Source organism: Marinobacter santoriniensis NKSG1, assembly GCF_000347775.1.
Classification (GTDB): Bacteria; Pseudomonadota; Gammaproteobacteria; order Pseudomonadales; family Oleiphilaceae; genus Marinobacter; species Marinobacter santoriniensis.
This window is the reverse complement of record NZ_APAT01000022.1, coordinates 11,844-34,827: the sequence shown is the minus strand read 5'-3', so window position 1 is coordinate 34,827 and position 22,984 is coordinate 11,844. Positions and strand designations below refer to the sequence as shown.

At 62.4% G+C, this 22,984-nt stretch carries 19 protein-coding genes; 11 read left to right on the top strand and 8 right to left on the bottom strand.

Features of this window, described 5'->3' with window-relative positions; translation table 11 throughout:
- Position 1: 1 nt before the first annotated feature.
- Genes MSNKSG1_RS14365 through MSNKSG1_RS14345 form a run of 5 tightly spaced genes read right to left on the bottom strand, consistent with a single transcriptional unit; the run spans position 2 to position 4,932 of the window.
- Positions 2-481: a MarR family winged helix-turn-helix transcriptional regulator gene (locus MSNKSG1_RS14365; RefSeq protein WP_008940012.1), complete on the bottom strand. Its 480-nt coding sequence runs from the start codon at positions 479-481 to the stop codon at positions 2-4.
- Between the two features lie 11 nt (positions 482-492).
- Entirely contained in the window at positions 493-1,629 is a 1,137-nt protein-coding gene (gene aliB / locus MSNKSG1_RS14360) for a cyclohexanecarboxyl-CoA dehydrogenase (RefSeq protein ID WP_008940011.1), read from the bottom strand.
- Between the two features lie 24 nt (positions 1,630-1,653).
- A complete protein-coding gene (locus MSNKSG1_RS14355; protein ID WP_008940010.1) occupies positions 1,654-2,436 on the bottom strand; it encodes an enoyl-CoA hydratase-related protein in 783 nt (260 codons plus the stop codon).
- Between the two features lie 31 nt (positions 2,437-2,467).
- Positions 2,468-3,235, bottom strand: coding sequence for an SDR family NAD(P)-dependent oxidoreductase (locus MSNKSG1_RS14350; protein ID WP_008940009.1), 768 nt, complete (start codon positions 3,233-3,235; stop codon positions 2,468-2,470).
- Between the two features lie 32 nt (positions 3,236-3,267).
- The gene (locus tag MSNKSG1_RS14345) at positions 3,268-4,932 is read right to left on the bottom strand and encodes an AMP-binding protein (RefSeq protein ID WP_008940008.1); all 1,665 of its coding nucleotides are present in this window, start codon (positions 4,930-4,932) and stop codon (positions 3,268-3,270) included.
- A 220-nt stretch (positions 4,933-5,152) separates the two neighbouring features.
- Between MSNKSG1_RS14345 and MSNKSG1_RS14340 the strand changes: the two genes are divergently transcribed.
- From MSNKSG1_RS14340 to MSNKSG1_RS14330, 3 genes are all read left to right on the top strand, one after another.
- On the top strand, positions 5,153-6,334 hold the full coding sequence (locus tag MSNKSG1_RS14340; RefSeq protein WP_008940007.1) for an acyl-CoA dehydrogenase: 1,182 nt from the start codon (positions 5,153-5,155) through the stop codon (positions 6,332-6,334).
- Between the two features lie 161 nt (positions 6,335-6,495).
- A complete protein-coding gene (gene nhaB / locus MSNKSG1_RS14335) occupies positions 6,496-8,001 on the top strand; it encodes a sodium/proton antiporter NhaB (protein WP_008940006.1) in 1,506 nt (501 codons plus the stop codon).
- A gap of 91 nt (positions 8,002-8,092) precedes the next feature.
- A complete protein-coding gene (locus MSNKSG1_RS14330; protein ID WP_152638791.1) occupies positions 8,093-8,923 on the top strand; it encodes a substrate-binding periplasmic protein in 831 nt (276 codons plus the stop codon).
- On the opposite strand, the gene MSNKSG1_RS14325 is transcribed toward MSNKSG1_RS14330, so the two are convergent.
- The 3 genes from MSNKSG1_RS14325 to MSNKSG1_RS14315 form a co-directional block, all read right to left on the bottom strand.
- The gene (locus tag MSNKSG1_RS14325; RefSeq protein ID WP_008940004.1) at positions 8,920-9,642 is read right to left on the bottom strand and encodes a DUF3047 domain-containing protein; all 723 of its coding nucleotides are present in this window, start codon (positions 9,640-9,642) and stop codon (positions 8,920-8,922) included. The two genes, MSNKSG1_RS14330 and MSNKSG1_RS14325, sit on opposite strands and share 4 nt — an antisense overlap.
- 66 nt (positions 9,643-9,708) lie before the next feature.
- A complete protein-coding gene (locus tag MSNKSG1_RS14320) occupies positions 9,709-10,614 on the bottom strand; it encodes a response regulator transcription factor (RefSeq protein ID WP_008940003.1) in 906 nt (301 codons plus the stop codon).
- Positions 10,601-13,984, bottom strand: a complete 3,384-nt coding sequence (locus MSNKSG1_RS14315; protein WP_008940002.1) for a hybrid sensor histidine kinase/response regulator — start codon at positions 13,982-13,984, stop codon at positions 10,601-10,603. Before MSNKSG1_RS14315 ends, MSNKSG1_RS14320 begins: the two co-directional genes overlap by 14 nt.
- 401 nt (positions 13,985-14,385) lie before the next feature.
- Between MSNKSG1_RS14315 and urtA the strand changes: the two genes are divergently transcribed.
- From urtA to fmdA, 8 genes are all read left to right on the top strand, one after another.
- Positions 14,386-15,561, top strand: a complete 1,176-nt coding sequence (gene urtA, locus MSNKSG1_RS14310) for an urea ABC transporter substrate-binding protein (protein WP_008940001.1) — start codon at positions 14,386-14,388, stop codon at positions 15,559-15,561.
- Between the two features lie 133 nt (positions 15,562-15,694).
- A complete protein-coding gene (urtB, locus tag MSNKSG1_RS14305; RefSeq protein ID WP_008940000.1) occupies positions 15,695-16,618 on the top strand; it encodes an urea ABC transporter permease subunit UrtB in 924 nt (307 codons plus the stop codon).
- 25 nt (positions 16,619-16,643) lie between these two features.
- Positions 16,644-17,858 (top strand): urea ABC transporter permease subunit UrtC, encoded by a 1,215-nt coding sequence (gene urtC, locus MSNKSG1_RS14300; RefSeq protein WP_008939999.1) that lies wholly within the window; start codon positions 16,644-16,646, stop codon positions 17,856-17,858.
- On the top strand, positions 17,858-18,598 hold the full coding sequence (urtD, locus tag MSNKSG1_RS14295; protein WP_008939998.1) for an urea ABC transporter ATP-binding protein UrtD: 741 nt from the start codon (positions 17,858-17,860) through the stop codon (positions 18,596-18,598). Before urtC ends, urtD begins: the two co-directional genes overlap by 1 nt.
- A gap of 28 nt (positions 18,599-18,626) precedes the next feature.
- Positions 18,627-19,313 (top strand): urea ABC transporter ATP-binding subunit UrtE, encoded by a 687-nt coding sequence (gene urtE, locus MSNKSG1_RS14290; RefSeq protein WP_008939997.1) that lies wholly within the window; start codon positions 18,627-18,629, stop codon positions 19,311-19,313.
- 241 nt (positions 19,314-19,554) lie between these two features.
- Entirely contained in the window at positions 19,555-20,601 is a 1,047-nt protein-coding gene (locus MSNKSG1_RS14285) for an aliphatic amidase (protein WP_008939996.1), read from the top strand.
- A 15-nt stretch (positions 20,602-20,616) separates the two neighbouring features.
- Positions 20,617-21,660 carry an AAA family ATPase gene (locus MSNKSG1_RS14280; protein ID WP_008939995.1) on the top strand — a complete coding sequence of 348 codons (1,044 nt, stop codon included), beginning with the start codon at positions 20,617-20,619 and terminating at the stop codon, positions 21,658-21,660.
- 91 nt (positions 21,661-21,751) lie between these two features.
- Positions 21,752-22,984: a formamidase gene (gene fmdA, locus MSNKSG1_RS14275; RefSeq protein WP_008939994.1), complete on the top strand. Its 1,233-nt coding sequence runs from the start codon at positions 21,752-21,754 to the stop codon at positions 22,982-22,984.

Genomic DNA, 22,984 nt, shown 5'->3' with positions numbered 1-22,984 from the left:
TTTACTGCGTTGATGGTGTCACTGCTCCGGAACGGAGAGATACATCTGCGAGATCGTGCTGCAGTTTCTTCAGCAGGTGCAGCAGACTCACGCTGTCATCGAAGCTCATGCTCTCGAGTGCCTGGCGGTAGAACTCGGTGATCGTGTCCTGCAGGCGATCCCAGTAGGCGCGGCCCGGTTCGGTCAGCACCACCAGGCGGGCGCGACGATCCTGCGGGTCGGGCACGCGCACCACGTGGCCGTCCCGCTCCATCCGTTTCAGCACGCCATCAAGGTTTTGCCGGCTGACAAACAGGTACTCCTTCAACTGGTTGAAGGACGTTCCCTGTTCGAATCCTTCCCGCGACAGGGCACCCAGCACCGCCCACTGCACCGCGCTGATGCCCATCTCGTTCTGGACCTGCCGCTGCAGGATGTTGCCGGTCTGGAACAGCCGGAAAAACAGCCGGTTGGGTATGCCGCCGGATTCGTTAACGATCATCTGTGCTCCTGTCAGGGAAGATACTCCCGCGCGATGATGTTCTTCATGATCTGCGCGGTGCCATCACCAATCTGCAGGCCAAGGACGTCCCGCAGGCGTTGGGCAAAGGGCAGGTCTTCGCCCCAGCCGGTATGGCCATGGGCCAGCAGGCACTGTTTTACCACATCGAAAGCCAGTTTGGGGCCCCACCACTTGTTCATGGCGGCTTCGGCGTTATGGGGAAGGCCGTTGTCCTTGAGCCAGAGCGCATGGTAGCACTGCATGCGGGCCGCATGAACGTAGGTCTGGTATTCCGCCAGTGGGTGGGTCAGGCCCTGGAAGGCCGAGAGATGCTGGCCGAAGGCGGTGCGCTCGGTCAGCCACTGCCAGGTTTCATCCAGGGACTGCTGGGCCACGGCCAGGCATTGCAGGCCAATCAGCGCGCGGCTGTAGTCGAACCCCTGCATCACCTGTTTGAAGCCTTTGCCCTCGTCACCCAGGCGGTGGCTTTCCGGCACTTCCACGTTGTCGAAGAAGATAGAGCCCCGGCCGATGGCGCGCTGCCCGTTGTCCTCGAACCGGGAGGTGGTAATGCCCGGAGAGTCCATGGGTACCAGGAAGGCACTGATGCCGGAGGCTCGCTGCTCCACGGTTCCGGTGCGCGCGAAGACGACCGCCACATCCGCCTGGTCGGCCATGGAAATGGAGGTTTTTTCGCCATTCAGCACGTAGACGTCGCCTTTTTTCTGAGCCTTCAGGCGCAGGTTGGCGGCATCGGAGCCTCCGTGGGGCTCGGTCAGGGCGATGCAGGCCAGCTTCTGGCCCGAGGTCATGGCGCGCAGCCATTCCTGTGCCAGGTCCGGTGCCGCGTGGCTGGCAATGATCTGACCGTTCAGGGACGTCAGCAGGGGAATGTAGCCGACGTTGAAATCGCCTTTGGAGATTTCCTCGATGATCAGGCCGCTGGTGACGCAGTCCATGCCGCTGCCACCAAACTCTTCGGGCAGTTCGCCGCCGAGCAGCCCCATCTCGCCGAGCTGCCGGATCACGTCCTTTTCAATGACTCCGGCCTGGTCCCGCCTGCGATAGCCCGGAGCCAGCACGTCGGTGCTGAAACGGGCCACCATCTCGCGAATGGCGTTCTGTTCTTCGTTGAATCCAAAATTCATGGTGTTCTCCGGGCTATCGGACCGTCACTTGTAGTACTTGCGGAACTCGGGCTTGCGCTTTTCCTTGAAGGCGTTGACGCCTTCCTTGGATTCCTCGGTGTCGTAGTACAGGCTCAGGGCCTGCATGCCGAGGGCCCCGATGCCGGCGATGTTGTCGCTGTCGGCATTAAACGAGCGCTTGGCGATGGTCAGCGCCGTGGGGCTCTTCTCGAGGATCTCGTCACACCATTTGCGCACTTCCTCGTCCAGCTTCTCGGGCGGTACCACGGCATTCACCAGGCCCCATTCCAGTGCCTGCTGGGCGGAATACTTGCGGCACAGGTACCAGATCTCCCGGGCCCGCTTCTCACCGACGACCCGCGCCAGATAGGCGGTGCCGAAACCGGGATCCACCGAACCGACCTTGGGGCCGACCTGGCCGAAAATGGCGGTTTCCGAGGCGATGCTCAGGTCGCAGATCACATGCAGGACATGGCCACCGCCAATGGCGAACCCGTTGACCCGGGCGATCACCGGCTTGGGCACTTCCCGGATCAGCCGTTGCAGTTCCTCCACTGGCAGGCCGATCAGGCCGCGGCCGTCGTACTGGCCCTCGTGGGTGCCCTGGTCGCCGCCGGTACAGAAGGCCTTGTCGCCGGCACCGGTCAGCACGATCACACCGATGTCCTTGTTCCAGCCGGCGCGGTGAAAGGCGTCGAGCAGATCCATGCAGGTCTGCCCGCGGAACGCGTTGTAACGGTCCGGACGGTTGATGGTGATGGTGGCGACGCCGTCGGTCTCGTCGTACAGGATGTCTTCGTAACTCATGATGGGGTCTCCGTGTTGGTGAAAGAGGGGATCAGCCGGCCATGGTCAGGCCGCCGGACACACTGATGACCTGCCCGGTGATGAAGTTGGCGTCGTCGCTGGCGAGCAGGGCCACGATGCCCGGGTAGTCGTCCGGCTGGGCCAGGCGCTTCATGGGCACGGCGTTGCGGAAGGCCTCCAGGAGCTTTTCCGGATTGGGGGCGCTTTCGGCCACGCCCTTGAGCAGGGCGGTATCGGTCGGGCCGGGGCAGACCACGTTCAGGCACACATTCTTCGTCGCCAGCTCCCGGGCTACGGTCTTGCTGAAACCCACCAGGCCGGCCTTGCAGGCGGCATAGACCGATTCGCCGGACGAGCCGACGCGGGCCGCATCCGAGGCCACGTTGATGACCTTGCCGCCCCCTGCGGCGACCATCTTCGGCAGCACCACATGGTGCATGTTTAGGGCGCCGGTGAGGTTCACCGCAATCAGCTGGTCCCAGAGTGCCGGTTCGGTTTTCAGGAAGGGGATAAACCGGTCGAAGCCGGCGTTGTTGACCAGCACCGTGGGGACGCCCAGATCGTTTTCGATGGCGGCGACCGTCTCGATGATGGCCGCGTAGTCGGTAATGTCGGCGGCGTAGGCGCGGGCCTGCCCCCCGGCTTCGGTGATCAGGTCCGCCGTTGCCTGAGCGGCGGCTGCGTCCCGGTCGAGCACGGCCACCAGGCTGCCTTCCTCGGCGAAACGCCGGCACACGGCTCGGCCGATGCCGCCGCCACCGCCGGTTACGATGACGGTCTTTCCTTCCAGGCCTCTCATGATGAAATCTCCCGTTGCGTTCGTTGAATGGTTCAGGTGCGCTTGGCCGGTTCCAGCTGAACCTGTCTGGCCTGCTCCCGCAGTTTGAATTTCTGGATTTTCCCGGAGGCGGTGCGCGGCATGGCCTCGATCACTTCCAGGTACTCCGGCAGGTAGTTCTTCGACAGTTGCTGTTCGGTCAGGTAGGTCTTGATCTCATCCAGGGTGAGGTCGGTGGCGTTGTCGTCGAGGGTGACGTACGCACAAAGGCGCTCGCCCAGCCGCTCGTCCGGACAGCCAACCAGGGCCACATCAACAATGCCGGGGAACTTGTAGAGCAGGTTCTCAACCTCCACGACCGGGATGTTCTCGCCGCCGCGGATCACGACATCCTTGGTCCGGCCGGTGATGCGGATGTAACCATCCTCGTCCATACGGGCCAGGTCGCCTGTGCTGAACCAGCCGTCTTCATCCGTGCCATAGAGTTCGGGGCGTTTGAGGTAGCCCACGAACTGACTGGCGCCGCGGACCAGCAGGTTGCCTTCCTGACCGGCCGGCAGCGGGTTGCCCTTGAAGTCGGCGATCCGGATTTCCATGTAGGGCAGCACCTTGCCATCGGATTGGCTGGCCCGCTCGGCGGGATCCTCCGGGCAGGTCATGGTCACGGCGCCGTTCTCGGTCATGCCCCAGGCGGAGACAATCTTTGCCTTGAGCACCTTGCCGGCCTGTTCCACCACGGCGCTCGGGATCGGCGCGCCGGCGGACACGAAGATACGCAGGGAATCCAGTTCCCCTTCGTGTCTGGGGGCGGCTTTGACGAGATCGGCCAGGAATGGGGTGGCGGCCATGGTGAAGGCCGGTTTCTCGGCGGCGATCACCTTGCAGACATACTCCGCATCCCAGATGTCCTGCAGGATGGCGGTGGAGCCCAGGTAAATCGGCATCATGATGCCGTAAAGGAACCCGGTCTGGTGGGCCAGTGGCGAGGCCATCAGTACCCGGTCGTCCGGGGTCAGGTGGAGTCGGTCGGCGTACGGGCGCACATTGGAAAACAGGGTGTTGGAGGTGTGCATGACCCCCTTGGGCTCGCCCGTGGTCCCGGAGGTGTAGAGAATCTGGATTACGTCGTCGGCGGTCAGCTTGCGTTCGGCGAAGAGCGCGGCCATGTCCTGGTTTTCTTCCCACGGCGTCTCCAGCAGGCGCTGCTCGAAGCTGCGATCACCCTCGCCGCCGATCACCAGCAGGGTTTCCAGGTGGGGCAGTTCCGCCCGGATACCGTCGATCATGGCTTCGTAATCGAAGTCCCGGAACACCTTGGGGATCACCAGCAGCTTGGCCTCGCCATGCTTGAGCATGAAGCGCAGTTCCCGCTCCCGGAAGATGGGCATCAGCGGGTTCAGGACGGCACCGATGCGCATGCAGGCCAGGTGCAGCGCGGTGGTCTGCCACCAGTTGGGCAACTGGCAGGCCACCACATCGCCCTTTCCGATGCCCATGCCGGCCAGCCCTGCGGCCATGCGGGTCACCCGGTCGTTCAATGTCCGGTAGTCGAGAACCGTTCGGTGATCGCGGGTTACCTGGTAACCAATGATGGCGTCGCGATCGGGCGTGGCTTTCACCGCGTCGTCCAGGTAATCAGTAATCACCTTGTCATTCCAGGCGCCGATATTCACCATCTCGGCGCGGCGTTCCGGGGTCAGGAAGATGCCTTTGTCCATCGGGTTTACCTCTATTCTCCGTTTTATTGTTTTGGAGGTTGTGCAACCGGAACCGTTCAGTGCCGGCTGTCTCTTTCAACATAGGCTTGTCTGAGTTAATGTGTCAATATATTGTTATAAACGAATATGGAATAGCAATCCGCTTGGTGATTGCGGGCAGGAATGTCCACAATGGTGATATCGCCATTGCATTGATCAGACAGACCGTCGGGAGAGCGACATGGCCAACCAGGCAAGTTTCAATTGGGAAGACCCGCTGCTGCTGGACCAGCAGCTGACCGAAGAGGAGCGCATGGTGCGCGAGAGTGCCCGCCAGTTTGCCGACAGCAAACTCCGGCCCCGGGTGCTGGAGGCGTTCCGCAATGAACAGACCGACCCGGCCATCTTCCGGGAAATGGGGGAGACCGGCCTGCTGGGCGCCACCATTCCGGAGCAGTACGGTGGCAGCGGCCTGAACTACGTGTGCTACGGTCTGATTGCCCGGGAGATCGAGCGCGTGGATTCCGGCTATCGCTCCATGATGAGTGTGCAGTCGTCACTGGTGATGGTGCCGATCCACGAGTTCGGTAACGAGGAAACCCGCCAGAAGTACCTGCCCAAACTGGCGTCGGGCGAGTGGATCGGCTGTTTCGGCCTGACCGAACCGGACCACGGCTCCGACCCTGGCAACATGGCCACCCGCGCCCGGAAAGTGGACGGCGGATACCGCCTGACGGGCAGCAAGATGTGGATCACCAACAGCCCGATTGCCGATGTATTTGTGGTCTGGGCCAAGGACGACGAGGGCCAGATCCGGGGCTTTGTGCTGGAGAAGGGCTGGGAAGGCCTGAGTGCCCCCGCGATCCACGGCAAAGTTGGCCTGCGCGCCTCCATCACCGGGGAGATCGTCATGGACGGCGTGTTCGTGCCGGAAGAGAACGCCTTCCCGGAGGTTCGCGGCCTGAAAGGTCCGTTCACCTGCCTGAACTCGGCCCGCTACGGGATCTCGTGGGGCGCCCTGGGCGCGGCTGAGGAATGCTGGCACACCGCCCGCCAGTACGTCCTGGACCGCAAGCAGTTTGGTCGTCCACTGGCCGCCAACCAGCTGATCCAGAAGAAGCTGGCGGACATGCAGACCGACATCACCCTGGCGCTGCAGGGCTGCCTGCGCCTGGGCCGGATGAAGGACGAGGGCACCGCGGCCGTGGAGATCACTTCCATCATGAAGCGCAACTCCTGTGGCAAGGCCCTGGACATTGCCCGCCTGGCCCGGGACATGCTGGGGGGTAACGGCATCAGTGACGAATTCGGCGTCGCCCGCCACCTGGTGAATCTGGAGGTGGTCAACACCTACGAAGGCACCCACGACGTCCACGCACTCATTCTGGGGCGTGCCCAGACCGGCATTCAGGCGTTTTTCTGACCGTCTCTGGCCAAATTTTGGCCATAAGCGACCGCATGGCCCTCTTAATCGGTTAAACTGCGGTCGCTCCTTTCTTTCATTACCTGCAGTTCACAAAGATCAAGGAAGATCGGGGCCGTCTGACACACGATGCCAATAAACCGATTAAAAAGATGTCTGTGATGCCTAAAACCGTGATGGCCGGCTTTGGCCATAATTTCCTGGGTAAAGCGCCCGTCTGGTACAAGAAAACCATCCTGCTGTTCCTGGTGGCCAATCCGATCGTGATGACGCTGTTCGGCTCTGGCACCGCCGGCTGGGTGTTGATCGGTGAATTCATTTTCACCCTGGCCATGGCGCTGAAGTGCTATCCGCTCCTCCCAGGTGGCCTGCTGGCCGTGGAGGCGCTGCTGATCGGACTGACGACGCCGGATGCGGTGTACCTGGAGGTACTCACCAACTTCCCGGTCATTCTGTTGCTGATGTTCATGGTGGCGGGCATCTACTTCATGCAGGAACTCCTGCTGGTGACCTTCACCCACATCCTGATTGGCATCCGTTCGAAAACCGGCCTGTCCATGATGTTCTGCAGCGCGGCTGCGCTGCTGTCGGCGTTCCTGGACGCGCTCACCGTGACCGCCGTGATCATCACCGTGGCGGTGGGTTTCTATTCCGTCTACCACAAGGTGGCCTCGGGCAAGGGCTACCATCACTCCGATCACAACACCAACAGCGATGAGGAAGTGATCGAACTGCACCGGGAAGATCTGGAAAACTTCCGTTCGTTCCTGCGTAGCCTGCTCATGCATGGCGCGGTCGGTACCGCGCTGGGCGGTGTCACCACCATGGTGGGCGAGCCCCAGAACCTGCTGATTGCCAAGGTGGTGGGCTGGAACTTCGGGGAGTTCTTCCTGAGTATGGCGCCGGTCAGTCTGCCGGTGCTGGTCGCCGGTCTGGCAACCTGCTGGGCCCTGGAGAAATTACGCTGGTTCGGTTACGGCGGTCGCCTGCCCAAGCCGGTTCGCCGGGTGCTGGAAGACTTCGCCGAAAACGAACACGCCAAGCGCACCAAGGCCGATCAGGCGGCGCTTTTCATCCAGGTCATCGCGGCGCTGATCCTGGTGATCGGCCTGGCGTTCCACCTGGCCGAAGTGGGCCTGATCGGTTTGCTCGTCATCATCCTGATCACCGCGTTCAACGGTGTTACGGACGAGCATCAGATCGGCAAGGCGTTCCAGGAATCGCTGCCGTTTACCTCCCTGCTGGTGGTGTTCTTTGCCGTGGTGGCGGTGATCCACGAGCAACACCTGTTCAAGCCGGTGATCGATTATGTGCTGACCCTGCCACCGTCCGAGCAGCCGGGCATGTTTTTCCTGGCCAACGGCCTGCTGTCGATGATCAGCGACAATGTCTTCGTGGCCACGGTGTATATCAGTGAGGTGAAACAGGCGCTCGACGCCGGGGCGATCAGCCTTGATCACTTCCACGACCTTGCGGTGGCCATCAACACCGGGACCAACCTGCCCAGTGTTGCCACGCCCAACGGCCAGGCCGCGTTCCTGTTCCTGCTCACGTCCGCCGTGGCGCCGCTGATCCGGCTGTCCTATGGCCGCATGGTCTGGATGGCGCTGCCCTATACCCTGGTGATGGGCGGGCTCGGGCTGTACCTGGTGACGTTCCATATCTGAACCGATGCCTGTTTTGCGGCAAGTGTCAGTGCAGACTTTGTCAGTTCTGTTAGTCTTATCCGAAGGCGGTACGGCAAGAGCTGAACACTAAATGAGCAGTAGTATCAAGCAGCGTTTTTCCTTCGGGTCCGGAATCTGGCGCAGGTCCAGGGTACTGGCTATGGGCCTGTTACTTGCCGTGATGAGTGGGTTTGTCTATGGCGACACGTCGACCACCCGCACGATTCGCGTGGCCTACACCCAGTTCCCGCCGGTCGAATACCAGGATGAAAATGGTCAGGCGGCCGGCAGCCTGATCGAGATGACGCGGAAGGTGGCCCGTGAAGCGGGATACGAGCCGGAATTCGTGCTGCTTCCGATCAGTCGCATCTATCTGTATCTCCAGAATGGCAACGTGGATCTCTGGCCCGGACTGACCGACATTCCCGCTCTCGACGGTGAGGTGCTGGAGAGTTGGGTGAGCCCCCTGGCCACGCAGCTAAGTGCCTGGTACCTGGAAGGGACAGAGCCGCTGGAACACTTTGACCAACTGAACGGGAAAACCGTGATCGCCATCGGTGGCTACACCTATGCGGGGCTGATCCAGTGGTTGAGCGGGTCGGACCGCATCCGGGTGACCGAAGCCCCCAACCACCGGGCTGCCATCGACATGCTGCGGCGGGGTCGCGGGGATTACGTGCTGGATTACCACGATCCCGTGCAGGTACTGCTGAGCACGGTGCCCGATCACAATGTCCGTGAATCCAAAATCCGCGAGCGGGACGCCGCCTGGCTGTTTTCACTGGCGGCGCCCCGGGCGGCGATTCTCCGTGACGCGTTTGACGATGCCTACCTCAGGCTGGTGGAGAGAGACGAAGTCCCGCCGGTTCGTATCGTGGGGCCGGGTTATGCCATCCCCGGCTTTCCGGCGGCCTATCGTTAATCGCTCCGGGGCTTGAACGCCAGATCCCCGTACCAGGCGGTAGCCTTCTCCCCGGTGTTATCCGAATCCGACATGATGGCGATGCCAACGATGGGCGGCGGAGCCTCGCCGAAGGCTTTCCGGTAATCCGCCACGATATCCCGCGTGACGCTCACCCATTGCCCGGCTTGACCGTCTCCGGAGTTGACCGCAACCATCATCGTATCCTCGGTGTAGGCGTTCGGAATAAAGCGGCCCACCGGCTGTTTGTTGGCCCAGATGTAGTTGAGCGCCTTGCCCGGCAGGGTTTCACCGAACAGTACTTCCACCGCCTTGCGCTTGGCCCGCTCGAAGAAACCGGCTTTCTCTGGCTGGAACTGGAAGGCAACGTAGATCCGGGCGGGGTAGTCGTCCCCCGACTTCTTGCCGGCATCCCCTTTTTTGAACACGTTGGAGACCTTCCACTGCCAGGACAGGTCCAGGGACTTTCCGGGATCCAGATCCAGGCGGGTGATCAGTCCCGAGGCGCCGCCGGCGGTGTCGGCACGGACCACCTGGCGGCCGTCTTCCTGTACCAGCTGGTACTGGGTATGTTCATCGATCTTGGGAAATTCCAGCGGTTCCCAGCCGTCGGAAAGGCTGGCCATGCCGGAGAAGGCCGGTAGGGTGGGTACGCTGGCCAGGGCCAGTCCGACACCGGAGGCCAGCAGGGCGATCCCCACGCGAGACAGTGTGTTCATGATCGGGCCCCTTGTGAGTGGTGGGTCGGGAAAGGAACGTCCGACTCCGGCAAGGTGCCACGTTCCTCAGGCGACCGCAAGCACGCGGATGGCGCAGGCCGCGGCCGCGGTCCGGTTCTCCACGCCCAGCTTCCGGAACACCTGTTCCAGATGCTTGTTGACGGTTCGGGGGCTCATTTCCAGGATCTGGCCGATTTCCCGGTTGGTCTTGCCATTGGCGATCCAGAGCAGCACATCGGACTCCCGCAGCGTCAGCTGGAAACGTTCCCGGAGCAGGGCGGCGGCGCTGTTCTGGTTCTGGGGCGTCTTCAGTCGCAGCAGGTATTCCTGGTTATCCACCACCGTCAGGTACTCCACCGATCGTGGCGTGTCGTGAATGCGGACCGGCATGCTGTGCCCCGGCTCCGGGGCGTGCCCGAGCCATTCCTCCAGCTGCTGGCGGAAAGCCTCGGCTTCCGGTTCCTGGCCCTGGGGCAGGCAGCGGCACACCTGGGGCGTGCCCCAGAGCAATTGCCCCCGTTTGTCCACGGCAAACAGGTTCTGGCCGGCCGTATCCAGGGCGTTCCGGGCGCTGCGGGCCATCCGGGCGTTGGTCAGATGGACGTCCATGCGGGCCAGCAGCTCGGTGGTGTTGATCGGCTTGGTCACGTAATCGACGCCGCCGGCGTTCAGGCCCATGACCACGTGCTCGGTGTCGCTTAACCCGGTCATGAAAATGATGGGCACGTCGGTGAACGCCGGATTTTCTTTCAGTCGGCGGCAGGTTTCGAAGCCATCCATATGGGGCATCAGGGCATCCATCAGCACCACGTCCGGGGTGATGTTCTGGCTGATGGTGATCGCCTGGTTGCCTTCCAGGGCGACCAGTACCGTCATGCCGGCCTCCTCCAGGGCATCGTTGATCATGCGAATGGAATCCACCGCATCGTCCACCACCATGACGACGGTGCGGTTGTCCTCACGAGACTTCATAGTCTTCTACCTCAAGTAATTCGAGAATCTTCTCGAACTGGAAATCGTTGGTCAGTCGGGTCAGTTCGTTGATAAACCGGTCGTCGGCGGTGCCCTTGTGTTTCAGGTCGTGCAGGGCTTCGAGCAATCCCTTGCGGTGGCCGATGCGGGCCAGTGAGGCGAGCTGTTCCCGGATGTCCTGACCCGGCATCGGCAATTCGCCGGCCGGCGGGAGCGGGATGCTGGCCAGGGGTTCCGCGCTTTTTTCGAAGCGCCAGGTCAGCTCCAGGATCCGGGCGATGGCATCGAGCAGCACGTTCAGCCGGACCGGCTTGATGATGTACCCATCGTGCAGTCGGGGCGATTCCGGGCCGTGTTTCCCCTCCTGGGCGTCGGCGGACACCATGATCACCGGCAGCGGGATCTTGCGCTCGCGGACCTGCTCCAGCACCTGCCACCCGCTCAGGCCGGGCATGGATACGTCCAGCAGCAGCAGATCCGGCCGCTCCCGGCCCAGGGTGTCGATGACCTCCATCGGGTTGCCCAGATCGAAGATCTCGAAGCCCAATGGAGCGAGCAGGGCGCGGATCACCTGGCGATGGGAGTCGTCATCGTCCACCACCAGGATCTTCTTCCGGCTGCCGTGGTAGCCGTAGATGCGGCGCTCCGGCTCGGACGTCGAGCGTGGATGGGCGCCGTGCACGCTGGAGAGCATCAGGCTGACCCGGAAGGTACTGCCCTCGCCCGGTACACTCTCCACCGAGATGTCGCCGCCCATGATTTCGGTAAGCAGGCGGGTGATGGTGAGGCCCAGGCCGGTGCCGGTACGGCTCTGGCCCGGTGTCCGGATACGCTCGAAGGGCCGGAAGATCCGTTCGATGTTGTCCCGGGCGATGCCTTCGCCGGTGTCCTTCACCGTGAACTCCGCCACCTGGCTCCGGTACCGGAGGGTCAGCGAGACGCCCCCGTGGTCGGTGTACTTGATGGCGTTGGACAGCAGGTTGATCAGGATCTGGCGCAGCCGTTTCTCATCGGTGGTGACCATGTCCGGCAGCGGATTGGGGCAGTGGTAATCGAACGCCAGGCCCTTGTCCTCGGCCTGCAGACGGAACATGGTCACCATCTGCTCCATCAGCAGGCCAATACGGACCTGGTCCCGGTGCAGGTCCAGGCGGCCGGCCTCGATCTTGGAGATATCCAGCAAGCCCTCGATCAGGTCTGCCAGGTATTCGCCGCTGCGACGGATCACCCCCAGTGCCTCTCGCCGGTTGTCGGGTACCGTGGCGTCGTTTTCCATCAGCTGGGCATAGCCGAGAATCGCGTTCAGCGGGGAACGCAGCTCGTGACTGATGCCGGTCAGGTACCGGCTTTTTGCGCCATTGGCGGCTTCCGCCTGTTCCTTCGCAGCCTGCAGGGCCTTGTCGGTGCGTTCGTGGGCGGTGATTTCCTCCATCAGCAACCGGGTCTGGCGCCGGGATTCCTCCTCGGCAACCCGCCGGCTTTCGTGGGCCAGCACGAACAGCCAGCACACCACGCCGGTGATGATCACCAGGATGAAAAACACTTTCCACAGGGTGACGGACAGCACCAGAGCTTCCCCGGGAGAGCCTACCGGGGTCTGGTGGTAGATCAGTGACAACAGCAGCCCGGACACGCCGTTGATAAAGAACAGCAAGGTCAGGAAATGGCCGAGCCTCGACTGGAACAGCGCCAGCACCGGCTTCGGGATCAGGTGGCCCAGCAGGTTCTGGAACTGTTCCCGGTAGCTGGCGCCAGGCTTGCACTGGTCGTCGCATCGGGCGTCCAGCGAGCAGCACAGGGAACAGATGGTCCCATCGTAGGCGGGGCAATGGGTGACGTCCTCCGGCTCGAAACGGTGCTCGCAGATGGAGCAGGGTACCAGCTGGAAGTCGGTGGCGATCGGGTTGACCGGCCGGGCGGTGTAGAAACGGCCTCCGGTCGCCCAGGCGATGGCCGGGGCGGCCACGAGGGCGGTGCCGAGGGCGATGAAATGGGACAGGGCCCTGGCAACATCACCAAAGGCGCCGGTGTCGCATACCACGCCCGCAACGGAGGCAATCAACATGGCGCCCACGCCCACCGGGTTGATGTCGTACAGGTGGGCGCGTTTGAACTCGATGTGGGCCGGGCTCAGGCCCAGGGGCTTGTTGATCACCAGGTCCGCCACCAGCGCACCCACCCAGGCGATGGCAATGATGCTGTAGAACGCCAGGGTCTGCTCCAGTGCCTGGTAGACCCCCAGTTCCATCACCAGCAGCGCAATGGCCACGTTGAAGAACAGCCAGACCACCCGGCCGGGATGGCTGCGGGTGAGCCGGGAGAAGAAGTTCGACCAGGCGATGGAGCCGGCGTAGGCGTTGGTCACGTTGATCTTGATCTGGCAGAGGATCACGAACATCCCGGCCAGGGCGAGGGATACCTCCGGGGAGTGGGTGATGTAGTTGAAGGCCACCATGTACATCCGGGTCGGATCGGCGGCCTCGCCGGCGGGGACGCCCTGATTCAGTGCAAGCACGGCCAGAAAGGAGCCGCCAAGGATTTTCAGCAATCCGATGAGGATCCAGCCGGGGCCGCCGGCCATCACCGCGATCCACCAGCGGCGCCGTTCCCGGGGCGTCTCCGGCTCCGGAATGAAGCGCAGAAAGTCCACCTGTTCGCCAATCTGGGCAATCAGCGAGAACACCACCGCCGCGGCCGCGCCGAACATCAGCAGATCGAAGCCAGGCTGGGCCGATGGCGATACCCCCTCGAACCGGGTCCAGTCGGTGATCGAGGAGGCATCGGCGTAGATGATGAACGCGAACGGCGCGAGCTGCAGCACCACGAACACCGGCTGGGTCCAGAGCTGGAACCGGCTGATGGTGGTGATGCCGTGGGTCACCAGCGGAATGATCACCACCGCGCAGAGCAGATAACCCAGCACCAGCGGGATGTCGAACAGCAACCGCAGCGCCATGGCCATGATGGCCGCCTCCAGCGCAAAAAAGATGAACGTGAAGGAGGCGTAGATCAGCGAGGTGATGGTGGATCCGAGGTAGCCGAAACCGGCGCCCCGGGTCAGCAGGTCGATATCCACGCCGTAGCGGGCGGCGTAGTAGCTGATGGGGATGGCGGTCAGGAAGATCACCAGGCTGACCACCAGGATGGCGGCCACGGCATTGGTGAACCCGTAGTGCAGGGTGATGGACCCGCCAATCGCCTCCATGGCCAGGAACGAGATGGCACCCAGCGCGGTGTGGCTGACCTGGCCCGCCGACCAGCGTCGGGCACTCTTGGCCGTGAACCTCAGGGCATAGTCTTCCAGGGTCTCGTTGGCCACCCACTGATTGTAACGTCGCCTTACCCGGAAAATGTTCTGTTTCGTGGCCACGACTGCTGGTCCTTCCCCGTTATTGTGCGCAGTTCTGGTGCACGAAATGGCCGATGCACCGCATGCGGGAATACCGGATCAAGGATCGTGCCACATAGCGGCGCAATCCCCGGCGGGGGCATCAAGTTTCTTCAAGTGCCTGCGGTTGTAGCGTGTCCGGTCGGCGGCGGGTATGCGTCAAATGACGTAGTGCGCTGGGGTGATTGCCGAATGGGCGGGATGACAGGGCCTCGACAGAATGGGTGACGTGGGCGCTGCGCTTTCGATGGAAAGGCGGCACCGGCTTTCAAACTCTGCGAGGAATGACCATGGGAACCACAACGACAGCCGCCGGATGGCGGCACACTGGCACAAGCGCTGGGCTCCGTCAGAGCCTGAGGACACTGGCAGCATCGGTAATGATGGCGACCACCGCCACCGCCGCGATCGCCGCCCCGTCCACCGAGGAAGTGAACACCACCGGGCTGGCGGTCACCGACGACACGGTTACCGTCGGCATCCTGCACTCACTGACCGGCACAATGGCGATCAGTGAGACCGGTTCGGTCCAGGCCGAGAAGCTGGCGATCGAACAGATCAACGCCCAGGGCGGCATTCTGGGCCGCCAGATCAAGATCATCCAGGAGGACGGCGCCTCCGACTGGCCGACCTTCGCCGAGAAATCCCACAAGCTCCTGGAGCGGGACAAGGTAGCCACCGTCTTCGGCTGCTGGACCTCCGCCTCCCGTAAGGCCGTTCTGCCGGTCTTCGAGAAGGACAACGGCCTGCTGTACTACCCGACCTTCTACGAGGGACTCGAAGAATCCCACAACGTGTTCTACACCGGCCAGGAAGCGACCCAGCAGATCCTGGCGGGCCTGAACTGGGCCCACGAGGAACTGGGTGCCAAGACCTTCTACCTGGTCGGCTCCGACTACATCTGGCCGCGCACCTCCATGAAGATTGCCCGCAAGCACATCGAGAACGTGCTGCACGGCAAGGTCGTGGGTGAAGAGTACTACCCGCTGGGCAGCACCCAGTTCGGCTCGCTGATCAACAAGATCAAGCTGAAGAAGCCGGATCTGGTGTTTGGTGCCGTGGTAGGTGGTTCCAACGTGGCCTGGTTCAAGCAGCTCAACGCCGCCGGCCTGACCTTCAAGAAGCAGCCCATGCTGACCATCTCCGTGACCGAGGATGAAGTCCTGGGTATCGGTGGTGAGAACGTCGAAGGCCTGTACTCCTCCATGAAGTACTTCCAGAGCCTCGACCTGCCGGGCAACAAGGAATTCGTCGATGCCTTCAAGGCAAAGTATGGCGAAGACGCGGTCATCGGTGACGTCACCGAATCCGCTTACCTCGGCCCCTGGTTGTGGAAGCGTGCGGTGGAAGCAGCCGGCAGCTTTGACGTGGACAAGGTGGTCGCGGCCTCTCCGGGCATCGAGTGGGATACCTCTCCCCACGGCTACCTGAAAGTCGACAAGAACCACCACCTGTGGATGCGCACCCGCATCGGCAAGTGGAAGGCGGATGGCCAGGCAGACGTGGTCTGGGAATCCGATGTGATCGAGCCCAATCCGTTCCCGGAAGGCTACCAGTAAGCCGCACGCCGCCCGGCCCGTGCCGGGCGGCACTGACTGATCGAATCCCGACGTTTCAAACCGTCACGTGTTGAGCAACAAGTAGCATGGGGGCCGGCAGGCGCCGGTCCCCGAGTCCGAGGGAGGACTTATCATGGGTGGTTATACCGGAGAGGAACTCACCGCAATCTTTCTGATGCAGGGCTTCAGCGGCCTCAGTCTGTTTTGCGTGTTCCTGCTGATGGCCCTGGGCCTAGCTATTATTTTCGGGCAGATGGGCGTGATCAACATGGCCCATGGCGAATTCCTGACACTGGGTGCGTACATCACGTACCTCACATCGTACCTGGCCTCGGACGTCTGGCCCTTCTTATTCGATTACTACTTCCCCGTGGCGATCATACTCGCCTTCCTGGGGACCTTTATCCTCGGTTATCTGGTGGAGCGATTCCTCATACGCTTCCTCTATAACCGGCCGCTGGACACCCTGCTGGCCACCTGGGGCCTGGGGCTGATCCTGCAGCAGATCTTCCGGTCCCTGTTCGGTCCGCGGGAAAAGAGCGTGGTCATGCCGGACTGGCTGATGGGCTCCTACCAGGCCACCGACATGGTGGACATTCCCCTGAACGGCCTGATGGTCGTGGCGATCACCATTCTCCTTACGATCGGCGTGTTCATCCTGCTGTACAAGTCCCGCTGGGGCATCAAGGTCCGCGCGACCACCCAGAACCGGACCATGGCCAACGCGGCCGGCATCAACACCGACCGGGTGGACCGCCTGACCTTCGCCCTGGGCTGCGGCATCGCCGGTGTGGCGGGTGCGGCGTTCACCACGATTGCATCCACCGGCCCGACCACCGGCTCCCTGTACATCGTGGATACCTTCCTGGTGGTGGTCTTCGGCGGCGCAGCCAGCCTGCTGGGCACCGTGGCATCCGCCTTCGGCATTGCCCAGGCGCAATCCATCCTGTCGTTCTTCCTGTCGGGATCCATGGCCAAGGTCATCACGCTAATGACGGTGGTAATCATCCTGATGTTCCGGCCCCAGGGTCTGTTCGCCAGCAAGGTCCGGCGCTGATAGCGGCTGATACGAGGAGATGACGATGAGCACTCAATCTGTAGTCAAGGCCAGCTGGATGGACAAGTTCGGCGGCCGTGGAAAACTGATCCAGATCCTGATCATTGCGATCCTGATCCTGGGTGTGCTGCCGATGGTGGCCGATATCTTCCGCCTCAATCTCTACGGCAAGTACCTGACCTACGCCTTTGTGGCGGCGGGCCTGGTGCTGTGCTGGGGTTACGGCGGCATTCTCAGCCTGGGCCAGGGGATCTTCTTCGGCCTGGGTGGTTACGGCATGGCGATGTTCCTGAAGCTGGAAGCCTCGTCGCCGGAAAACACGGCGATCCAGAGTACGCCGGGCATCCCGGACTTCATGGACTGGAACCAGATCACCGAGCTGCCCTGGTTCTGGGAACCGTTCCACAGCTTCCCGCTGACGATCCTGTTGATTCTCACGGTGCCGGCCTTCTTCGCCTTCGTGATCGGCTACGCCATGTTCAAGCGCCGGGTGGGCGGGGTGTACTTCGCCATCATTACCCAGGCCATCGCATCGATCATGACCATCCTGATCATCGGCCAGCAGGGCTACACCGGCGGCATCAACGGCATCACCGACCTGCGCACGCTGATGGGCTGGAGCATCCAGACCGACTTTGCCCAGTATGTTCTGTACTTCGCCTGCGGCATCGCGCTGATCCTGTGCCTGCTGGTGGGCCAGTACATTCTCAACAGTCGTTACGGCCAGTTGCTGATTGCCATGCGCGACCAGGAAGACCGGGTGCGGTTCTCCGGCTACGACGTGGCCAACATCAAGATCTTCGTGTTCGTGGCGGCCTCGGTGTTCTCGGCCATTGGCGGCGCCTTCTTCACGCTGCAGGTGGGCTTCATGTCGCCGTCCTTCGTGGGCACCGTGGCGTCCATCGAGATGGTGATCTTCTGCGCGGTGGGCGGTCGCCTGTCGCTGATCGGGGCGGCCTATGGCGCCTTCCTGGTCAACCTGGCGAAGAGTTCGCTGTCGGAGAGCTTCCCGCAGTTGTGGGTGGTGGCGATGGGCGCGCTGTTCATTGCGGTGGTGATGCTGTTCCCGCGGGGCCTGGCCGGTCTGGTTTCCGACTACGCCACACCGGTTCGCGACCGTCTGCTGGGCCTGTTCAATCGCAAGCCCCCGGCGCCCAAAGCGGATGCCCCCAAGCCTGAGAGTGCCCGTCTGCAGAAGCGTGACGGCGTGTCCATCGGTTCCGCACAGGAGACCCACTGATGAGCTCACCTATCCTGCTGGCGGTCGAAGACCTGACCGTGTCATTTGATGGCTTCAAGGCGGTCGATGGCCTGTCCCTTTACCTGGAACGCAACGAAGTGCGCGTGGTGATCGGCCCCAACGGGGCCGGCAAGACCACCCTGCTGGACCTGATCTGCGGCAAGACCCGGGCGACGGGCGGCTCGATCAAGTTCAAGGATCTGGAACTGACCAAGATGGCCGAGCACCAGATTGTGCACAAAGGCGTGGGACGCAAGTTCCAGACTCCGTCCATCTACGAAAACCTGACGGTGGCCCAGAACCTGGAGTTGTCCTATCCGGAGGGCCGCACGGTGATGGGCAGCCTGTTCTTCCGGCGCACACCGGCGATCCAGAAGCGGGTGCAGGAAATTGCCGAGGAGATCTACCTGGACGAGGACCTGGACAAGAGCGCGGGCCTGCTCAGCCATGGCCAGAAGCAGTGGCTGGAGATCGGCATGCTGCTGATCCAGGACCCGGAGCTGCTGATGCTCGACGAGCCGGTGGCCGGGATGAGTGTGGTGGAGCGGGAACGCACTGCCGCGCTGCTCCGGAAGATCAGCAATAACCGGTCGGTGCTGGTGATCGAGCACGACATGGATTTTGTGAAGGACATCGCCCACAAGGTGACGGTGCTCCACCAGGGCAAGTTGCTGGCGGAGGGCAAGATGGAAGACGTCCAGAAGAATGAGCGGGTGATTGAGGTTTACCTGGGGCATTAACGGCGCGGTGAGCGCAGGAGATCGAGACATGCTCAGTACCAACGATTTACGTGTCAGCTACGGCATGAGTGAAGTGATCCACGGGGTGTCCCTGAATGTGGGCGAGAACGAGACGCTCACTATCATGGGGCGCAACGGCATGGGCAAGACCACGCTGTTCAAGTCGCTGATCGGGGTGTTGCCCTGCCAGGGCCGGATCACCCTGGGCGACGAGGATCTGTCGTTGACACAGCCTTACCAGCGGGTTCAGAAGGGCATTGCCTATGTGCCCCAGGGGCGGCTGGTGTTTCCGACCCTGACGGTGGAGGAGAACATCGCCACCGGTCTGGAGGCCACCGGCGCAAAGAAGATTCCAACCGACATCTACGACCTGTTTCCGGTGCTGCACGACATGCGCCACCGGAAGGCGGGCAACCTGTCCGGCGGGCAACAGCAGCAGCTGGCCATTGGCCGGGCGCTGGCGGCGGACCCGAAGGTGTTGCTGCTGGATGAGCCGACCGAGGGTATCCAGCCGTCGATCATCAAGCAGTTGGCCAAGAACCTGAACGAGATCAAGCAGATGCGGAAGATCAGCATTGTGGTGTCGGAGCAGGTGTTGAGCTTTGCCATGGCGGTGGCCGATCGGGTGATGGTGATCGAAAAGGGTGCGATTGTGCATGAAGAGGACGGGAAAACCGCAAATCAGGACGAGATTGCGCGGTATCTGTCCGTCTAGGCCAGGTGCTTGCCGAAGCAGCGGGCATCTTCTCCCGGAACACGCCGTGAATACCCGCAGGGCGGGTCCGGCCAGCAATCAAAGATTGCTGTCGTTCGGCGGCGCGTAAAGCTTCGCTTTACAGTCGCTTGCCTCACCCCTGTAGGCTCGGATGCGGCATCCCTGCCGCATACGGTTCCGGGAGAAGACACCCGCTGCTCCGACCCCGAATTTTGAGTAAGACGTTCAGGAGAGCAGTGCTATGAGACACGGTGATATTTCCAGCAGTAACGATACCGTCGGCGTGGCGGTGGTGAACTACAAGATGCCAAGGCTGCATACCAAGGCCGAGGTGTTGGACAACGCCCGCAAGATTGCGGAGATGATCAAGGGTATGAAGGTGGGGCTGCCGGGCATGGATCTGGTGGTGTTCCCGGAATACAGCACCATGGGGATCATGTACGACAACGAGGAGATGATGGAGACCGCGGCCACGGTGCCGGGGGATGAGACGGCCATTTTCTCCGCCGCCTGTCGCGAGGCGAATACCTGGGGGGTGTTTTCCCTGACCGGGGAGCGCCACGAGGATCATCCGAACAAGGCGCCCTACAACACGCTGGTGCTGATCAACAACGAGGGCGAGATTGTCCAGAAGTACCGCAAGTGCATTCCCTGGTGTCCGATCGAGGGCTGGTATCCCGGCGATACCACCTACGTGACCGAAGGCCCGAAGGGCATGAAGATCAGTCTGATCATCTGCGACGACGGCAACTATCCGGAGATCTGGCGGGACTGCGCCATGAAGGGTGCGGAACTGATTGTGCGCTGCCAGGGCTACATGTACCCGGCCAAGGAGCAGCAGATCATGATGGCCAAGAGCATGGCCTGGGCCAACAACTGCTACGTGGCGGTGGCGAATGCCTCCGGGTTTGACGGGGTGTATTCGTACTTTGGCCATTCTGCTGTCATCGGTTTCGACGGCCGGACGCTGGGTGAGTGTGGTGAGGAGGACATGGGCGTTCAGTACGCACAGTTGTCCGTGAGCCAGATTCGCGATGCCCGCGCCAACGATCAGTCCCAGAACCATCTGTTCAAGCTGCTTCACCGGGGGTACACCGGGGTGCATGCGTCCGGAGATGGCGACAAGGGGGTGGCGGACTGTCCGTTCGAGTTCTATCGCACCTGGGTGATGGACGCGCAGAAGGCGCAGGAGAATGTGGAGGCGATGACCCGCAAGACCGTGGGCACTGCCGAATGCCCGGTGGGAGAGCTGCCGTTCGACGGCAAGGAAAAATCCGCAGGGGCGTAAGCCCGGGAGGCGTTGATGCCGTTTATCAATGAACGGCTGGAAGCCAACCGGGAGTCCATTGCAAAGAACCGGGCCGCTTCAGGCCCGGTTCGTGCTTCCCGGTTCCGCTTCGAGCCCGAGGCCGTGATGGCCCGTCTGCGGGAGAACATTGTTGGTCAGGACGACGCGCTGGTGGCCCTGGAGTCGATGCTGGTGCGGGTGAAGGCCGATATCGGCGAGGAGAGCCGGCCGTTGGCGGTACACCTGTTCCTGGGGCCCACCGGTGTGGGCAAGACCGAGACCGTGCGGCTGATTGCCGAGGCCATCCATGGCAATCGCGATGGCCTGTGCCGGATCGACATGAACACCCTGGCCCAGGAGCATTACGCCGCCGCGCTGACCGGTGCACCGCCCGGCTACGTGGGCAGCAAGGAAGGCCACAGCCTGTTCGATCTCGACAAGGTGCAGGGCTCGTTCAGCAAACCCGGGATCGTGCTGTTCGACGAGATTGAGAAGGCCAGCAAGGAGGTGACCCGCACGTTGCTGAATGTGCTGGATACCGGCCGGCTGGTGTTTCCCTCCGGCAACCGGGAAATCGATTTCCGCAATACCCTGATCTTCATGACCAGCAACGCCGGTGCGCTGGACGCCGAGGCCCACCAGCACCGCTTCCGCAAGGGCTGGCGACGATGGCTCGGGTTGTCTCCCGGTTCGGGCGATGCGATCCGGGACACCGCACTGCGCCGGCACTTCGACCCCGAATTCCTCAACCGGATCGACCAGATCCTCACCTTCAACTCACTCACCGACAACTGGCTGGAGGCCCTGCTGGACATCGAGCTGGCGGGGCTCAACAAGCGCCTGTCCCGCAAGCACGCCCAACTGACCCTGTCACCGGCCCTGCGCTCGGAGCTGTGTCGCGGTTATGACGCCCGCTACGGCGCCCGGGAAATGCTGCGGGCGTTTCGCCAGCGGCTGGAACCCGCGGTGGCCCGGGCACTGCTGGCGTACCCGGAGTGTTCGCGGTTCTCCGCGGAGCTGAAGGACGGCGGCGTGGTGGTGGGCCAATACGTCGAATGACGTAGGTGCCGGGGGCATTTCGCGAATACCGCCCCCGGCAGCGATCGCCGATAGTGGATAACGTCAAGCCAAGAACCGAGGAGCGACCGTTATGGCCGAAACACTGATCAAGATCGATTTGAGCAAATCCGCGTACGAGAACGAGAACATCCACAACCGCTGGCACCCGGATATTCCCATGGCGGCGACGGTCAAGCCCGGGGACGACTTTATCCTCGAGTGTTACGACTGGACCGGCGGCCAGATCAAGAACGACGACTGCGCCGATGACGTGCGCGACGTCGACCTGACCCAGGTGCACTTCCTCTCCGGCCCGGTGGGCGTGGAGGGCGCCGAGCCCGGCGACCTGCTGGAGGTGGACATCCTGGACATCGGTGCCTTCCAGGAAAGCCAGTGGGGCTTTAACGGTTTCTTCTCCAAGCAGAACGGCGGTGGCTTCCTGACCGAACACTTCCCCGAGGCCCAGAAGTCCATCTGGGACTTCAACGGCATGTTCACCAAATCCCGCCACATCCCGAACGTGGAATTCGCCGGCATGATCCACCCGGGCCTGATCGGCTGCCTGCCTTCCAAGGAAATGCTGGCGGAGTGGAACAAGCGGGAGAAAGAACTGTTTGATACCGATCCGGACCGTGTACCGGGCCTGGCCAACCTGCCGTTCGCCGACACCGCCCACCTGGGCAAGCTGGCGGGCGATGCGGCCAAGGCTGCCGCCGGCGAAGCGGCGCGGACCGTGCCGCCCCGTGAGCACGGCGGTAACTGCGACATCAAGGACCTGAGCCGCGGTTCCAAGGTGTATTTCCCGGTGTACGTGAAAGGCGCGGGCCTGTCCGTGGGCGACCTGCACTTCAGCCAGGGCGACGGCGAGATTACCTTCTGCGGCGCCATCGAGATGGCCGGCTGGATTCACCTTCGGGTGAACCTGATCAAGGACGGCGTGGCCAAGTACGGCATCAAGAACCCGGTGTTCAAGCCCAGTACCATCAAGCCTCGCTACGAGGACTACGTGATCTTCGAAGGCATCTCCGTGGACGAGGAAGGCCAGCAGCATTACCTCGACGTGCACGTGGCCTATCGCCAGGCCTGCCTGAACGCCATCGAGTACCTGACCAAGTTCGGCTACACCAAGGCCCAGGGTTACGCCCTGCTCGGTTGTGCGCCGGTGGAAGGTCATATCAGTGGCGTGGTGGACGTGCCCAACGCCTGTGCGACGCTCTGGCTGCCGACCGAGATCTTCGACTTCGACATCAACCCGACGGCGGAAGGACCGACCAAAAAGGTCACGCCGGGCACCGACGTACCCCTGTCACCGGACAAGGAGTAA

Excerpts from the sequence above, each read along its gene's own strand:
- MSNKSG1_RS14365 (WP_008940012.1), bottom strand. The coding sequence starts at position 481 with ATGATCGTTAACGAATCCGGCGGCATACCCAACCGGCTGTTTTTCCGG.
- aliB (WP_008940011.1), bottom strand. The coding sequence starts at position 1,629 with ATGAATTTTGGATTCAACGAAGAACAGAACGCCATTCGCGAGATGGTG.
- MSNKSG1_RS14355 (WP_008940010.1), bottom strand. The coding sequence starts at position 2,436 with ATGAGTTACGAAGACATCCTGTACGACGAGACCGACGGCGTCGCCACC.
- MSNKSG1_RS14350 (WP_008940009.1), bottom strand. The coding sequence starts at position 3,235 with ATGAGAGGCCTGGAAGGAAAGACCGTCATCGTAACCGGCGGTGGCGGC.
- MSNKSG1_RS14345 (WP_008940008.1), bottom strand. The coding sequence starts at position 4,932 with ATGGACAAAGGCATCTTCCTGACCCCGGAACGCCGCGCCGAGATGGTG.
- MSNKSG1_RS14340 (WP_008940007.1), top strand. The coding sequence starts at position 5,153 with ATGGCCAACCAGGCAAGTTTCAATTGGGAAGACCCGCTGCTGCTGGAC.
- nhaB (WP_008940006.1), top strand. The coding sequence starts at position 6,496 with ATGCCTAAAACCGTGATGGCCGGCTTTGGCCATAATTTCCTGGGTAAA.
- MSNKSG1_RS14330 (WP_152638791.1), top strand. The coding sequence starts at position 8,093 with ATGAGCAGTAGTATCAAGCAGCGTTTTTCCTTCGGGTCCGGAATCTGG.
- MSNKSG1_RS14325 (WP_008940004.1), bottom strand. The coding sequence starts at position 9,642 with ATGAACACACTGTCTCGCGTGGGGATCGCCCTGCTGGCCTCCGGTGTC.
- MSNKSG1_RS14320 (WP_008940003.1), bottom strand. The coding sequence starts at position 10,614 with ATGAAGTCTCGTGAGGACAACCGCACCGTCGTCATGGTGGTGGACGAT.
- urtA (WP_008940001.1), top strand. The coding sequence starts at position 14,386 with ATGGCGACCACCGCCACCGCCGCGATCGCCGCCCCGTCCACCGAGGAA.
- urtB (WP_008940000.1), top strand. The coding sequence starts at position 15,695 with ATGGGTGGTTATACCGGAGAGGAACTCACCGCAATCTTTCTGATGCAG.
- urtC (WP_008939999.1), top strand. The coding sequence starts at position 16,644 with ATGAGCACTCAATCTGTAGTCAAGGCCAGCTGGATGGACAAGTTCGGC.
- urtD (WP_008939998.1), top strand. The coding sequence starts at position 17,858 with ATGAGCTCACCTATCCTGCTGGCGGTCGAAGACCTGACCGTGTCATTT.
- urtE (WP_008939997.1), top strand. The coding sequence starts at position 18,627 with ATGCTCAGTACCAACGATTTACGTGTCAGCTACGGCATGAGTGAAGTG.
- MSNKSG1_RS14285 (WP_008939996.1), top strand. The coding sequence starts at position 19,555 with ATGAGACACGGTGATATTTCCAGCAGTAACGATACCGTCGGCGTGGCG.
- MSNKSG1_RS14280 (WP_008939995.1), top strand. The coding sequence starts at position 20,617 with ATGCCGTTTATCAATGAACGGCTGGAAGCCAACCGGGAGTCCATTGCA.
- fmdA (WP_008939994.1), top strand. The coding sequence starts at position 21,752 with ATGGCCGAAACACTGATCAAGATCGATTTGAGCAAATCCGCGTACGAG.